This window comes from Streptomyces sp. NPDC005863 (assembly GCF_042871345.1).
GTDB lineage: Bacteria > Actinomycetota > Actinomycetes > Streptomycetales > Streptomycetaceae > Streptomyces.
In genome coordinates, this window is the sequence record NZ_JBIAII010000004.1 from 72,623 (window position 1) to 86,252 (window position 13,630).

General features: G+C 71.7%; 13 protein-coding genes and 1 tRNA gene. 8 read left to right on the top strand and 6 right to left on the bottom strand.

Annotation, left to right across the window (positions count from 1 at the left end; genetic code table 11):
- Nucleotides 1–118 precede the first annotated feature (118 nt).
- Genes ACFYO9_RS16570 through ACFYO9_RS16580 form a run of 3 tightly spaced genes read left to right on the top strand, consistent with a single transcriptional unit; the run spans nt 119 to nt 4,639 of the window.
- Nucleotides 119–1,585 carry an aldehyde dehydrogenase family protein gene (locus ACFYO9_RS16570; RefSeq protein WP_358709338.1) on the top strand — a complete coding sequence of 489 codons (1,467 nt, stop codon included), beginning with the start codon at nt 119–121 and terminating at the stop codon, nt 1,583–1,585.
- 28 nt (nt 1,586–1,613) lie between these two features.
- The gene (locus tag ACFYO9_RS16575; RefSeq protein ID WP_358778927.1) at nt 1,614–3,182 is read left to right on the top strand and encodes a GMC oxidoreductase; all 1,569 of its coding nucleotides are present in this window, start codon (nt 1,614–1,616) and stop codon (nt 3,180–3,182) included.
- Nucleotides 3,179–4,639 (top strand): APC family permease, encoded by a 1,461-nt coding sequence (locus ACFYO9_RS16580; RefSeq protein ID WP_355809773.1) that lies wholly within the window; start codon nt 3,179–3,181, stop codon nt 4,637–4,639. The genes ACFYO9_RS16575 and ACFYO9_RS16580 overlap by 4 nt, the downstream gene beginning before the upstream one ends.
- A gap of 31 nt (nt 4,640–4,670) precedes the next feature.
- On the opposite strand, the gene ACFYO9_RS16585 is transcribed toward ACFYO9_RS16580, so the two are convergent.
- A complete protein-coding gene (locus ACFYO9_RS16585) occupies nt 4,671–5,219 on the bottom strand; it encodes a hypothetical protein (protein WP_358778926.1) in 549 nt (182 codons plus the stop codon).
- Between the two features lie 277 nt (nt 5,220–5,496).
- Nucleotides 5,497–6,639: a PQQ-dependent sugar dehydrogenase gene (locus ACFYO9_RS16590; protein WP_358778925.1), complete on the bottom strand. Its 1,143-nt coding sequence runs from the start codon at nt 6,637–6,639 to the stop codon at nt 5,497–5,499.
- Between the two features lie 401 nt (nt 6,640–7,040).
- On the opposite strand from ACFYO9_RS16590, the gene ACFYO9_RS16595 reads away from it, so the two are divergent.
- On the top strand, nt 7,041–8,072 hold the full coding sequence (locus ACFYO9_RS16595) for a phospholipase (RefSeq protein ID WP_358778924.1): 1,032 nt from the start codon (nt 7,041–7,043) through the stop codon (nt 8,070–8,072).
- A gap of 87 nt (nt 8,073–8,159) precedes the next feature.
- Nucleotides 8,160–8,233, top strand: a tRNA-Met gene (locus ACFYO9_RS16600).
- A gap of 61 nt (nt 8,234–8,294) precedes the next feature.
- On the opposite strand, the gene ACFYO9_RS16605 is transcribed toward ACFYO9_RS16600, so the two are convergent.
- Complete coding sequence (locus tag ACFYO9_RS16605) at nt 8,295–8,735, bottom strand: DUF2000 domain-containing protein (protein ID WP_358778923.1); 441 nt, start codon at nt 8,733–8,735, stop codon at nt 8,295–8,297.
- 50 nt (nt 8,736–8,785) lie between these two features.
- Here ACFYO9_RS16605 and ACFYO9_RS16610 point away from each other — a divergent pair, with 50 nt between their 5' ends.
- Together ACFYO9_RS16610 and ACFYO9_RS16615 are read left to right on the top strand one after the other, a co-directional pair.
- Nucleotides 8,786–9,646 carry an AraC family transcriptional regulator gene (locus ACFYO9_RS16610; RefSeq protein WP_358709326.1) on the top strand — a complete coding sequence of 287 codons (861 nt, stop codon included), beginning with the start codon at nt 8,786–8,788 and terminating at the stop codon, nt 9,644–9,646.
- Between the two features lie 280 nt (nt 9,647–9,926).
- Entirely contained in the window at nt 9,927–10,391 is a 465-nt protein-coding gene (locus ACFYO9_RS16615; RefSeq protein WP_355809756.1) for an SPW repeat protein, read from the top strand.
- Between the two features lie 74 nt (nt 10,392–10,465).
- Here ACFYO9_RS16615 and ACFYO9_RS16620 read toward each other — a convergent pair whose 3' ends face one another.
- Nucleotides 10,466–10,900: a hydrolase gene (locus ACFYO9_RS16620; RefSeq protein ID WP_358778922.1), complete on the bottom strand. Its 435-nt coding sequence runs from the start codon at nt 10,898–10,900 to the stop codon at nt 10,466–10,468.
- 142 nt (nt 10,901–11,042) lie between these two features.
- Here ACFYO9_RS16620 and ACFYO9_RS16625 point away from each other — a divergent pair, with 142 nt between their 5' ends.
- On the top strand, nt 11,043–12,104 hold the full coding sequence (locus ACFYO9_RS16625) for an endonuclease/exonuclease/phosphatase family protein (protein ID WP_358778921.1): 1,062 nt from the start codon (nt 11,043–11,045) through the stop codon (nt 12,102–12,104).
- On the opposite strand, the gene ACFYO9_RS16630 is transcribed toward ACFYO9_RS16625, so the two are convergent.
- Together ACFYO9_RS16630 and ACFYO9_RS16635 are read right to left on the bottom strand one after the other, a co-directional pair.
- Entirely contained in the window at nt 12,075–12,917 is an 843-nt protein-coding gene (locus tag ACFYO9_RS16630; RefSeq protein ID WP_358778935.1) for a cytochrome c oxidase assembly protein, read from the bottom strand. The genes ACFYO9_RS16625 and ACFYO9_RS16630 overlap by 30 nt on opposite strands.
- Before the next feature lie 44 nt (nt 12,918–12,961).
- Entirely contained in the window at nt 12,962–13,519 is a 558-nt protein-coding gene (locus tag ACFYO9_RS16635) for a DUF2243 domain-containing protein (protein ID WP_358778920.1), read from the bottom strand.
- Nucleotides 13,520–13,630 lie beyond the last annotated feature (111 nt).

A 13,630-nucleotide genomic window follows, 5' to 3' on the forward strand; every position in this document is an offset into this window, starting at 1 on the left:
TCGCCCGCCCGGTGCGTCCCGGCGGCCGGTGCGCGCCGACCCGACGATGTTGGTGCCCGGCGTGCGTGCCGGTGGGTGACCGCGGCACCGGACAGGTACCAGAGCGAGGGAGCCCACGATGCCGGAACTGTTCGTCGACGGGGAATGGACCGGAGCCGTCCAGGGAGCGCGGCGGGATGTGGTCAACCCGTACGACGCCTCCGTCATCCAGCAGGTCGACGACGCCGACGAGACGGACGTCGATCACGCCGTCCAGGCCGCCCGGCGCGCCTTCGACCGCGGCGACTGGTCGGGGGCGCCCACCCGGGAGCGGGCGGACGTGCTGCTCAGAGTGGCCCGGTTCCTGCTGCGCGACCAGGAGGAGATCGCCCACGTCGAGTCCCTCGACACCGGCAAGACGCTCGCCGAGGCACGGATCGACGTCGAGGACGTCTCGAACGCGTTCCGCTACTTCGGTGAGATCGCCGACAAGGACGGCGGCCGCGTCGTGGACGTCGGCCCCGACGTCCTCAGCCGGGTCACCTACCACCCCATCGGGGTCTGCGCGCTCATCGCGCCGTGGAACTACCCGCTGCTGCAGGCCTCCTGGAAGGTCGCCCCGGCCCTGGCCGCGGGCAACACCTTCGTGCTCAAGCCCAGCGAGACGACGCCGCTCTCCACGATCCACATGATGCGGCTCATCGCCGAGGCGGGCGCCCCCGCGGGCTCCGCCAACCTGGTGCTCGGCCCGGGCGCCACCGTCGGCGCGGCCATGTCCGCCCACCCCGAGGTGGACCTGGTCTCCTTCACCGGCGGGCTGGCCACCGGCCGCCGCATCATGGAGGCCTGCGCGCCCGGCGTGAAGAACATGGCGCTGGAACTCGGCGGCAAGAACCCCAACGTCGTCTTCGCCGACTGCGACTTCGAGACCGCCGTCGACCACGCGCTGGAGGCCTCTTTCCTCCACTCGGGACAGGTCTGCTCGGCCGGCTCCCGGCTCATCGTCGAGGACTCCCTGCACGACCGGTTCGTGGAGCGCCTCGCCGAACGCGCGAGCGCCATCCGGCTCGGCAACGGCCTCGACCCGCAGACCGAGAGCGGCCCGCTCAGCTCCGCGGAACACCGCGAGAAGGTCGAGAGCTATCTGGAGATCGCCCGCGACGACGGCGCCCGGCTCGTCTGCGGCGGCCGCCGCCCCGACGACCCCGAGCTCTCCCGCGGCTTCTTCCTGCTGCCCACCATCTACGCCGACTGCGACCGCTCCATGCGCATCGTCCAGGAGGAGGTCTTCGGCCCGGTGGTCACGGTGGAACGTTTCCGTACCGAGGAGGAGGCCGTCGAACTGGCCAACGACACGCGCTACGGCCTGGCCGGCGGCCTCTGGACGAACGACGCGAGTCGCGCCCAGCGGGTCGCGGCTGCGCTGCGGCACGGCACCGTCTGGATCAACGACTTCCACCCCTACGTGCCGCAGGCCGAGTGGGGCGGCTTCGGCCGCTCCGGCTTCGGCCGGGAGCTCGGGCCCACCGGCCTGCGCGAGTACCAGGAGGCCAAGCACATCTACCAGAACCTGAGGCCGGCTCCCGGCGGCTGGTTCCAGGGCTGAGCGGGCAGGGCGAGAGAGAGGGCGACGCATGCGCGACGAGACGACGACCTACGACTACGTGATCATCGGCGGCGGTACGGCGGGCTCCGTACTGGCGGCCCGGCTGAGCGAGGACCCCGGCTGCCGGGTGTGCGTGGTGGAGGGCGGACCGAGCGACGTCGGCGACGACCGCATCCTGCGGCTGCGCAACTGGATCAACCTGCTCGGCGGCGAGTTCGACTACGGCTACACCACCGAGGAGCAGCCGCGCGGCAACTCCCACATCCTGCACTCCCGGGCGCGCGTGCTCGGCGGCTGCTCCTCGCACAACACCCTCATCAGCTTCCTGCCGTTCCCGCAGGACCTCGAGGAGTGGGTGCGGATGGGGTGCGAAGGATGGGATCCGGAAACGATCCTGGCGTACCGGACGAGACTGCAGAACAACATCGTGCCGGTCGGCGCGGCCGACCGTAACCCGATCGCCCAGGACTTCGTCGCGGCGGCCACCGCGCGGCTCGGCGTCCCGGTCGTCGAGGACTTCAACGCCCGCCCCTTCACCGACGGCGCCGGGTTCTTCTCCCTCGCCTACGACCCGGAGACCAACAAGCGCTCCTCAGCGTCGGTCGCGTACCTCCACCCGATCATGGACCGACCCAACCTGACGCTCCGTCTGGAGACCTGGGCGCACCGGCTGTTGCGCGACGAGGAGGGGCGCTTCACCCGGGTGCAGGTGCGCAACCCCGACGGCTCGGAGTCGACCCTGGAGGCCGAGGCGGAGGTGCTGCTGTGCGCCGGCGCCATCGACACCCCGCGGCTGCTCATGCTCTCCGGCATCGGCCCTGCCGACCACCTGCGGGACGTGGGCATCGAGGTCAACGCGAACCTGCCGGGGGTGGGCGAGAACCTCCTCGACCACCCCGAGTCGGTGATCGTGTGGGAGACCCGCGGACCGCTGCCGCCCAACTCCGCGATGGACTCCGACGCCGGACTCTTCCTGCGCCGCGACGCGGACGGCGGGCCGCGCCCCGACCTGATGTTCCACTTCTACCAAGTGCCGTTCACCGTCAACACCGAACGGCTCGGCTACCCGGCCCCCGAGCACGGCGTCTGCATGACACCGAACGTGCCGCGCGCCCGGTCCACCGGCCGGATGTGGCTGCGCAGCGCCGACCCGGCGGACAAACCCGCCCTGGACTTCCGGTACTTCACCGACCCGGAGGGACACGACGAGCGCACCATCGTCGACGGCCTGAGGATCGCCCGCGAGGTGGCCGCCACCGCCCCGTTCAGCGACTGGCTGCTGCGCGAGGTGGCGCCGGGCCCCGACGTCCAGTCGGACGAGGACCTCTCGGAGTACGGGCGCCGCGCCGCGCACACCGTCTACCACCCGGCGGGCACCTGCCGGATGGGGGCCGAGGACGACCCGATGGCCGTCGTCGACCCGCAGTTGCGGCTGCGCGGGCACGACGGACTGCGCATCGTCGACGCGTCGGTCTTCCCGACCATGCCGACCATCAACCCGATGGTCACCGTGCTGCTCGTGGCCGAGCGCGCGGCCGACCTCATCAGCGCCCGGCCGGCTCCCGAGCCGCTGGCCGCGGAAGGGGGGAACCAGTGACCGTTCCCGGCACACCGGACGGCACCGCGGACGCCGCGCCCGGCGAGGAGAAGTCGGAGTTCCGCAAGGAGATGGGCCCTTGGGCGAACTTCGCCCTCGGGTTCACCTACCTCTCGCCGGTGGTGAGCACGTACACCCTCTTCGGCACGGCGCTCGCCGACGGCGGCCCGCCGATGATCTGGGCCTTCGTGATGGCGGGCTGCGGGCAGTTCCTCGTCGCCCTGGTCTTCGGCGAGGTCGTCGCGCAGTACCCGGTCGCGGGCGGCGTCTATCCGTGGGCGCGCCGGCTGTGGGGCAAGCGCTGGGCGTGGATGACCGGCTGGGTCTACATGTGGGCGCTGCTCGTCACGATCACCAGCGTCGCGTACGGCGCGGGGCCCTACATCGCGATCCTGCTCGGCTTCCGGCCCACCGTGCACACCACCGTGCTCTGCACGGTCGCCCTGATCGTCATCGGCGTCCTCATCAACTACGCCGGTACGAAGGCCCTTTCCTGGGCGGCGCTGATCGGCTTCAGCGCGGAGCTGCTCGGCGCGCTGGTGGTCGGCGTCATCCTGCTCACCACCCACCGATTCCACGGCCTCGGCGTCCTCTTCGACGACTACGGCGCGGCCGGCGACAGCTCGTATCTGCCCGTCTTCCTCGGCGCGGCGATCATCGGCTTCTACCAGTACTACGGCTTCGAGGCGTGCGGCGACGTCGCCGAAGAGGTCAAGCACCCCGGCACGGTGATCCCCAAGGCGATGCGCCGCACCATCTACGTCGGCGGGATCGCGGCGACGTTCACCTGTCTGACGCTGCTCCTGTCCGTCGTCGACTACCGGGCGGTGATCTCGGGCAAGGACACCGACCCGGTGGTCAACGTCCTCTTCGACGCCCTCGGCGAGGCGGGCGCGCGCACCGTGATGGCTGTCGTCCTCATCTCCTTCCTGTCCTGCACGATCAGCCTGCAGGCCGCCGCGGGCCGGCTGATCTACTCCTACGCCCGCGACGAGATGATCGTCGGGCACCGCCTGCTGCGGAAGTTCTCCGAGGCCCGCGCGGTCCCGCCGTACGCGCTGCTGCTCGCCGCGATCCTGCCCGCGCTGATCGCCTTCGGCTCGCTGATCTCCGCGGACGCCCTGACGAAGATCGTGTCCTTCGCGATCCTCGGCATCTACGCGGCGTTCCAGATGGTCGTCCTGGCCGCGCTGCGGGCCCGCCTCAAGGGCTGGAAGCCGAGCGGCGAGTACCGGATGGGGCGGTGGGGCATGGCGGTCAACATCGGGGCGCTCGCGTACGGCATCTTCGCCATCGTCAACATCGCCTGGCCGCGCACCCCCGAGGCCCCCTGGTACGACAACTGGATCGTGCTCCTGAGCGGTGGCGTCGTGATCGGCGCGGGCCTGGTGTACATGTTCACCACCCACCACTACGGCCGCAGCGACGCACCTTCGGGGAACGCGGTGCCGGACTAGACCTCCCCGGCCCGCGCCCGAGATTCGCGGGTTACTCCGCCGGTGCGAGGTCGGTGATCTTCTGGGTCCTGAGGTCCGACTGGACCTTGATCTTGCTGACCTCGGCGCTCGGCCCGTCGCTCCATGTGAGCGTCACCAGAGAGGTGGCGTGGCCGGCGCCGGAACCCGTGTAGGTGACTTTCCACTTCACCGGCACGTTCTGCGCGAACAGAATTCCGTCGGCGTGCTCCTTCTCCTCGAACGCGGCGACCTTCTTCTGTGCGGCGGCGCTCAAGTAGAAAGCGCGCAATGCCTTGGCCTGGCCGCCCGCCGCCGGGTCCTCGTTCGCCCATACGGAGTCGATGTAGGCGCCGTAGAAGTTGGCGACGCGGTCGGTCGTGCTGCGCGGGTCGCCCGTCTTGGCGGCGGGCGCGGCGGCCGCGCTGTGGGCGGGCGTCGCCGGGTGCGACGACGTCCCGGCCAGTGCGGGCGTGACGACGGCGACCGAGAGGGCGGCCGCGGCAGCGGTGGCGGCGAACAGGACGGTGCGCTTGCGGGAGATGCGAGAGGTACGCGTGGTGTGCGGAGCGCGAACGTTCATGTGAAGGGAACCTTCCCCGTTTATCTCGGTCCCGCACAAAGGGTGCGGTCGATGGTGCCGATGACGCCGGTTAAGACAGCGTCGGAGCCGGGCCAGTTCCCGAATTCCGGGTATTTTTCCCGGGGAAAATCCGAACGGGGCAATCGGATAAAGGTTGTACGGAGAAAAGGAAAATGGAGGCAAAGCGTTGCGCCGCCTCTGTGCGTGATCCCTCGGCAGGGGCGGTGCGGGTCGCCCGCGTACGAGGGCGACCCTTGACTACGGCTTCGCCGAGTTCTCACGCCGCCGCGGGATCGACGCGGTAGACGCTGCCTCCGATGTCGAGCACGTACAGCTCGCGGTGGCCGCCCTGCACGAACGAGACGACCTCGCCGCCGTTGACCCCGAGATCGCTGACGCCGGTCACCTTGCCGTCCTTCAACCGCAGCGTGCGCAGGGTGCCGTCGCAGTAGTCGCTGTAGACGTACTGACCCCTGAGCGCCGGAATGGTCTTGCCCCGGTAGACGAATCCGCCGGTCACCGAGCAGCCCAGACCGGTGCGGTCGTACTCGTGCACCGGCGGCACATGGTCGGCGGGCTCGGTGCCGTCACGGAACGGATGCGTGCCCTCCATCTGGGACCAGCCGTAGTTCTCGCCGCCCCGGCTGCGCGCCGGGGCCCAGTCGATCTCCTCCCACGCGCTCTGGCCGACGTCGCCGATGAGCAGGTCGCCCGTGCCCGCGTCGAAGGAGAACCGCCACGGATTGCGCAGCCCGTACGCCCAGATCTCGGGCCTGGCCTTCGGGTCGTCCGCGAAGGGGTTGTCCGGCGGGATCGCGTACGGCTTGCCGCCGCTGGGGTCGATGCGCAACAGCTTGCCGAGCAGGGTGCCGAGGTTCTGCCCGTTGCCGTGCGGGTCACCGCCCGAACCGCCGTCGCCGAGCGCGATGTAGAGGTAGCCGTCGGGGCCGAACTTGATGTCGCCGCCGTTGTGGTTGGAGTACGGCTGCGTCTGGGTGAGGACGGTGCGCCGGGTGGCCGGCTGGATCCTGCCCTTTCGTACGGCGAACTCGTCCACGGTGCTGGTGCCTTCGAGGTTCGTGAACGAGATGTAGAAGTGCGCGAAGTTCTTGTCGAACGCGACGCCGAGCAGGCCGCGTTCGCCGTCGGTGGTGGTCTCGGCTGAGATGTCGAGGACGGGCTCGCCGAGCCCTTGTTTGTCCAGGACCCGTACGGTGCCCGCGCGTTCGGCGATCCAGACCGTGCCGTCGGGGCCGGCCGTTCCGGCGGACGGGTTCTTGGCCATGGCCACCTTGGTCAGCGCGACCTTCGCCGGCCGGTGCTGGGCCACGGGCTCGTCGGCGGATGCCGTGGTCAGGACGAGGGAGGCGACGAGGCAGAGGGCGCCGACGATCGCCGAGCTTCTGGTGCGAACTTTCACCGTGATCCTCCTGGAGGCGGCGAACGGGGGGAGTTCACCCGGCTGCTGGGGGAAGTGCGGGGTGGTGTCGCCCGCGCCGGCGTGCAACCCGGGTGGGGGGAGGTGGGGATGGTGTGCTGCCGGCGCAGGACGAGAATACTGGGGGAGGGATGGCTGGTATAGACCAAGAGCCTCTGCATCTACGGGAGTTCGGCGGCGCCCCCTGGTCCGTGGCGCTTCTGGCTGACGGATCCGTAGCGCCCGTACATGCTCGTAGGGCGTTTCACCTGCGACGGGATGGGCAGGTGGGGCAGCTGGGGCCGGGTGCGCGAGCAAGCGCCCGGCCCGCTCCTGCCCGGGGTGCCGCGCCGAGCGGCGACGCACCTAGGAGGGAGCGCACAGGAACGGATGGGGAGACAACCGTGACACCTCGAGCCCGCACCAGCTCGACCGCTCGAGCCGCGACGCTGGGCGTCGTCTGCGGCGCCCTGGCGATGACGGCCCTGGCCACCGCCCCGGCCGGCGCCGCACCGGCCGGCACCAGGACCGCACCCGCGGACGCCACCGCACCCGCGCACGCGGCCGGGTCGCAGGGGAAGCGCCCGGTCTGGGCCATCGCCCACCGCGTCCTGACCGTCGACGGCGTGAACAAGGCCCTCGACCACGGCGCCAACGCGATGGAGATCGACGCCACCGCGTGGAAGAAGGGCTGGTGGGCCGATCACGACGGGCTCCCCACCAGCGCCGGCGACACCATGGCCGACATGTTCGATCGGATCGCGCAGCAGCGCAGGGCCGGCAAGAACGTCGGGTTCGTCTGGCTGGACATCAAGAACCCCGACCACTGCGACAGCGGCGACGCCGCCACGCGCCACTGCTCCACCGCCGCCCTGCGCGACCTGGCCCGCACCAAGCTGGAGAGCGCCGGAGTGCGCGTCCTGTACGGCTTCTACGGCACCGCGGGCGGGGCCGGATGGAAGGACGTCAGCCAGGACCTCAACCACCTGGAAGGCGTGGACATCAGCGGGGACGCCGCGGACGTCGAGGGCCAGTTCGGCGAGCACGGCGGAGCCATAGCCCACAACCAACGGGTCATGGACAAGGGCCTGTTCAACCTCGGCCTGCCGACCGTGCTGAACAAGGTGACCGACCAGCTGCGCCTCGGCGCGGCCGCACGGGACCGGGGCGACATCGCCCGCGTCTTCGGCTGGACGACCGCCGCGGGCGACGAAGAGGCGACCCGCCGTCTCCTGTCGGCCACCGGCGGCGACGCCGACGGGCTGATCTACGGCCACCGGGCGTCCTGCTACCCCGACGGCGTCTCCGCCACCCGGGGCTGCGGCAAGGACGACTCGTCCGCGCGGCAGGCCCTCGCGCACATCCAGGCGTTCGTCGGCGATCACGCCGACACCCGCCGCATGGCCACCACGGACGACGTCCCCTTCGGGAGCTGAGCGCCCGGCTCCCGCACCCGACCGGGCCGCTCCCTCCGTACGTGGTCATCGGCACCCCTCGCGATGGCGTACTGTTGGGTTCACCGACGCGGGGTGGAGCAGCTCGGTAGCTCGCTGGGCTCATAACCCAGAGGTCGCAGGTTCAAATCCTGTCCCCGCTACTGCGACAGCAGGGCCCCGGATCCCTTGAGGATCCGGGGCCCTGCTGCATGTGCGGCGTGCTCAGGGGTGCATGCGGGACCCCTTCATCACCTTGTCGACCGCGTTGCGCGGCCCGTACACGGCGACCCCGACCACATCGAGCCGCCCGGCCGGCACGGCCCGTACCGCCGCGCGGTTGTCGGCGTCGTTCCCGGTGGTGAAGAGGTCCGAGGTGAAGACCGCCCGGGGCAGGTCGCGGCCGAGCGCGCGGCCGTGCGCCGCCGTCACCGCCTCCTTCGTGCCCTCGAAGACCATGACCGGCTGGCGGAACATCGGCAGGTACGGGGTGTCGTCGGCGTCGGCGTACGGCTCGCCGATCACCTCGGGGACCTGCGTGCCGAGGCCGCTGACGAGGAACGCGGTGACATTCAGCCGCTGCCAGGTCTCCAGGTCCTCGCGCAGCACCACTGCGATCTTGGTGTCGAAACGTACGGGCGTGCTCTGCGTGGTGTCGGTCGTCATGCGTGCCAGGCTGCCGATCGCACCGCCCGCGCGTCTTGTACGTTCTTTGCATGCCGTCCCCGCAGGAGGTCTCCGCGTGGCGCCCGCAGGTCCCGGGCGTCGTCGAGGTCTTCCACGCGCACTTCACCGAGCACGCGTACCCGATGCACGTCCACGACGTGTGGACGCTGCTGATCGTCGACGACGGCGCGGTCCGCTACGACCTGGACCGGCGTGAACGCGGCACCCCGCGGGACACCGTCTCGCTGCTGCCGCCGCAGGTGCCGCACAACGGCTCCCCGGCCACCGCGCACGGCTTCCGCAAGCGGGTCCTGTACCTGGACGCGCCCCTGCTCGACGAGAGCCTCATCGGCCCGGCCGTGGACGCCCCCGACATCGCCGACCCGCTGCTGCGCCGCCGCATCGGGCAGCTGCACACGGCGCTCGCCCGGCGCGGCGACGAGCTGGAGGCCGAGAGCAGGCTCGCCCTGGTCGGCGAACGGCTCCGCGGCCACCTGCGGCCCCGGCTCTCCGCCCCGGGCCCGCGGCCCGGCGGCGTGGCGCACAGCCTGCGGGAACTGCTCGACGAGCGGCTGCTGAGCGGCGTCACCCTGGACGAGGCGGCGGAGCAGGTCCACGCGCACCCCACCCATCTCGTGCGGGCGTTCAGCGCCGCCTTCGGCATCGCCCCGCACCAGTACCTGATGGCCCGCAGGGTCGAACGCGCCCGCCGGCTGCTCCTCGACGGCCGGCCGCCCACGGAGGTGGCGACCGAGGTCGGCTTCTACGACCAGGCACACCTGAGCCGGCACTTCAAGCGGGTCGTGGGGATTCCGCCCGGCCGTTACGCCGGTGGGCGCGGTGGCAGGCGTGCCGCCACCCGCCCCGGCGGCCCCACGGGTGACGCGGCCGCCATACGACAAGACGGGTGATGCGCAGTATTCTCGGGATAGGACGGAGCCGACGCCGCAGCGGGCTCCGCCGAGCAACTCCATCTCAAGGCCCGTCGCTTCGAAGAGACGACGTGAGCCCCTCCGGCCAAGCGGGACGGACACCGTCCTCCGCGGCCCGGAATTCCGGCAGCCACATCGGTGCTGCCACCGCCCCGAGTCCTGGTCCGGCCGCGTGACGTCGTCGTCGCGGCCCTGTCCGCATCCCAAGAACCACCTACTGGAGGTGGACGCAGTGACAACGTCTCCCATGTCCCCGTCCATGGAAACGCACCCGGACATCGCCGACATCCGCGCCCGTCACGAGAGTGCCGAGCGGGCGGCGAGCTCGCCGAAAGTGCAGGCCATCGACACGTTGGCCTTCCTCACGGGGCTCTACCTGGCCGCGTCGCCCTGGATCGTCGGCTTCGAAGGCCTGACGCGGCTGACGGTCACCAACCTCATCGTCGGCATCGCGTACGCCCTGCTGATGAGCGGTGGCTTCGGCCGTGCCTACGACCGCACGCACAGCATGGCGTGGGCCGCCTGTGCGCTGGGCGTCTGGACGATCGTCGCGCCCTGGGTCGTGGCGGGTGACGTCAGCACCACGAGGACCGTGGTGAGCAACGTCATCGCCGGTGGCGTCGCTCTGCTGCTCGCCCTGGCCGCCAGCGCGGCGGCCCGGCAGGGCGAGGCCGGCGCGAGCCGGGGCAGCAAGCGGGGCATGTACCGCGCGGGTCCCGGCTGACCGGCCGGAGCGGAACGGGCCCTCGGCGCTGCGGCGCCGGGGGCCCGTCTGCGTGTACGCCATGCGGACCGCGCTCACCGCAGGCCGGCCCGCCGGGTCGCCCGCTTCGCGCCCAGCAGGACCCGGTAGCGCGTACGGCCCGCGAAGTCGGCCAGGCTCCACACGGCCGGCCGGCCGACCTCCGCGCAGAGATGAAGGACCGCGTCGTCGCCCGCCCACACGCCGACGTGCGCGCCGTAGGCGTCGGCGGAGCCGTTGAAGAGCAGGAGATCGAGCGGCTCGGGCACCGGAACGTGGACGGTCGCCTCCGTGTCATCCCACAACTCGCTGGACCGCAGGGGCGGCGGAACCAGCCCGAAGTGGCCGAGCACTCCGTAGGCGAACAGTTGGCAGTTCGCTCCCGCCGCGAGTCCGGGACGCGCCGTCACGGCGGCAGCGCCCGGGTGGCGTGCCCCGGCGTACGGGACGGTCCAGAAGTCGGCCGGGAGGCGGTCCAGGAGCGGTTCCATGGCTCCATGGTGGGCCCGGCGATCGGGACGACGCGCGCAACCGCAGGTCAGCCATGGTCGTCCTCCTCCTCGAGGAGCCGGAGCGATCATCGACGTCGTCCGTGACCGCCGTCCGCGCTCCTGACGGAGAGGATGGCCAGGAATGACGGACACCGCGGTGGACGACGACCGCGCGGGCGGGGAGCGGGCGGGCGACCTTCGCCGGGGGAGGCGGGGGAGCTGGGGGAGTCGGTGGCGCCGGTGGGGGCGGGGCAGCTGTGCCGTCCTGCTCGGGATGCTGTGCGTCCTGCCCCTCGTCCGGCTGACGGGGCTCGACGCGGGTACACCGCTCGCCGTTCCGGTGGTCCTCCTGCCCTACGCCGGGGTGCTCAGCCTGCTCGTCCTCGTCACCGTCGTGGCGGTCCCGGCGCTGCGGTCCGTCCGGCGGGGCGCCGTCGCCGCGCTGCTCGTGGCCGTCCATCTGACCCTGCTCGTACCGCGGTTCGTCCCGGACGATCGGCCGCACCTACCGGCACACGCTCCTGAGCTGCGCGTGGCCACCCTCAACACCCACGTCGGCGCGGCGGACGCGCGGGCGGTGGTCCGGCTGGTGAGGGAGGAGCGGATCGACGTCCTGGCCGTACAGGAGCTGCCCGCCGCAGGCGTCGCCGCGCTCGCCGAGGCCGGCCTGGACAGGGCGCTGCCGTACCGCGAACTGCACCCGGAGAACGACTCCTCGCTCTACTCCCGGCTCCCGCTGACCCACGGAGGCGAGCTGAAGGCCGACACGGCCTGGCCCCAGACCACCGCGCGGGTCACCGTCGGAGGACGCACGGTGCGCCTGGTGGCGGTGCACACCTACTACCCCCTCGGTGACGCCGGGAGGTGGAACCGGGACATGACCGCCCTCACCTCCGCCGCCCGCGCGGCCGGCCCTGACACGGTGTTCCTGGGCGACTTCAACGCCACCGTCGACCACGCGCCCCTGCGTGATCTGCTCGACGAGGGCCACCTCAGCGACACCCACGCCGAACTGGGCCGCGGCTGGGCCCGCACCTGGCCCGTCGGCGGGACGCTGCTGCCGCCACTGGTCCAGCTCGACCACGTCGTGCACGGCTCCGGCCTGGCGGGCGTCTCGGTCGGCGAACGGACCGTGCCGGGAACGGATCACCGGGCGGTCGTCGCCACGCTCGCCCTACTGCCGGCCCAGGAGCGCACCGGCTGAGCCGCCGCCGGCCGGGACGACGGCACGGGCCGTCGTGCGGCGCGCGCGCTCGGGCCGCCAGGTGGTGACCAGGGCGGCGGCCAGGAGCAGTTCGGCGATGTCACCGCCGTAGTACATGATCTCCGCCCCGCCCTGCACCTGGACGATGGGCGCGTGGGCGTGGACCCAGAAGCCGCCGTACATCAGCTGGGAGATCACCGCGTGCCCGGCGATCGCGACACCGAGACAGACGAGCCGCACACGCGCGCTCGGCCGGGCCGGGGCGGGGTCGGGGCCCGCGATGACATGCGCGAAGAGGCAGCCGGCCAGCAGGAAGTGCGCGTGCAGCAGCCAGTGGCCCACGGGGCGGGTCATGGTCGCGTCGTAGAGCGGCGTGAAGTAGAGCAGGGCGAGGCTGCCCGTGGACAGCGTCAGCGCGACGGCCGGGCGCGTGAGGAAACGGGCGGGCGGACTGTGCAGTACGGCGGTGAGTTGCCGCCCCCGTACCGCGGGCAGCACGCGCAGCAGGAGGGTCACCGGCGCGCCGAGGACGAGCGCCAACGGCGCGTACATGCCGATGAGCATGTGCTGGACCATGTGGCCGCGGAAGTCCTCGTGCGCGAAGGGCGCCACGGGCGGCAGCAGCGCCACGCCGAGCAGCAGGATCCCGGTCAGGAACCACGCCGTACGCCAGGGGCTCCAGCCCAGCGCGGGGTTGCGCCGGCGGGCCCGGCGGGCGAGGAGCAGATAGCCGACGGCGCCCGCCGAGAGGACCAGCGCGGGCAGCGCCACCGCGAACGCGCTGTCGCCGGTGGCGTGCTCGTGGCCGTGCATGGGGTGGTCCACCGGACTCACCGGACTCACCGGACTCACCGGGCTCACCGGCCTTCCCGGTGCCCGGCGGGCGCGTCGGCGTCGAGGTAGGTGCCGCCGCGCTGGAGCAGGTAGCCGCCGGCCACCAGCAGGGCGCCGAGGACGAGGAAGCCGATGTCCCACCAGACCTGCCCGTCCCCGGCATAGACGTGGTGGATCCCGAGGATGTGGTGGTCCAGGACGCCCTCGACCAGGTTGAACAGCCCCCAGCCGACGAGCATCCAGCCCCAAAGCACCCGCGAGCCCCAGACCCGCAGCCGGCTGTGCGTGACCCGCGAGTACAGCGACGCGAGGCCGAGCAGGACCGCGAGCCAGCACACGGTGTGGAAGACGCCGTCCCACAGGGTGTTCATCTGCAGCCCGGAGACCGTGTGGGGGTTGTAGTACTTCACCCCGATGTGGTCCTGATTGGTGCTGCTCAGCATGTGGTGCCAGCGCAGCAGCTGATGCAGCAGGATGCCGTCGACGAAACCGCCCATGCCCACGCCGAGCACGATGCCGGGCAGTTGGAGGCTCCTCGGTGATAAGGTCCGGGCGCGGACCTCACCCGTGGTCGTGGCCATCGTTCGTCTCCACTTCTGCACCTGAAGTGCGCGGGGGAACACGTTTACGAGCAGGTTCCCTGCCCGCGCCGATCCGCACCCGGCGAGCGCTGCCATCCGGACCCACCGGGG

Excerpts from the sequence above, each read along its gene's own strand:
- ACFYO9_RS16610 (WP_358709326.1), top strand. The coding sequence starts at position 8,786 with ATGCCGTCCCCGCAGGAGGTCTCCGCGTGGCGCCCGCAGGTCCCGGGC.
- ACFYO9_RS16570 (WP_358709338.1), top strand. The coding sequence starts at position 119 with ATGCCGGAACTGTTCGTCGACGGGGAATGGACCGGAGCCGTCCAGGGA.
- ACFYO9_RS16620 (WP_358778922.1), bottom strand. The coding sequence starts at position 10,900 with ATGGAACCGCTCCTGGACCGCCTCCCGGCCGACTTCTGGACCGTCCCG.
- ACFYO9_RS16615 (WP_355809756.1), top strand. The coding sequence starts at position 9,927 with ATGGAAACGCACCCGGACATCGCCGACATCCGCGCCCGTCACGAGAGT.
- ACFYO9_RS16575 (WP_358778927.1), top strand. The coding sequence starts at position 1,614 with ATGCGCGACGAGACGACGACCTACGACTACGTGATCATCGGCGGCGGT.
- ACFYO9_RS16605 (WP_358778923.1), bottom strand. The coding sequence starts at position 8,735 with ATGACGACCGACACCACGCAGAGCACGCCCGTACGTTTCGACACCAAG.
- ACFYO9_RS16625 (WP_358778921.1), top strand. The coding sequence starts at position 11,043 with ATGACGGACACCGCGGTGGACGACGACCGCGCGGGCGGGGAGCGGGCG.
- ACFYO9_RS16635 (WP_358778920.1), bottom strand. The coding sequence starts at position 13,519 with ATGGCCACGACCACGGGTGAGGTCCGCGCCCGGACCTTATCACCGAGG.
- ACFYO9_RS16585 (WP_358778926.1), bottom strand. The coding sequence starts at position 5,219 with ATGAACGTTCGCGCTCCGCACACCACGCGTACCTCTCGCATCTCCCGC.
- ACFYO9_RS16630 (WP_358778935.1), bottom strand. The coding sequence starts at position 12,917 with ATGCACGGCCACGAGCACGCCACCGGCGACAGCGCGTTCGCGGTGGCG.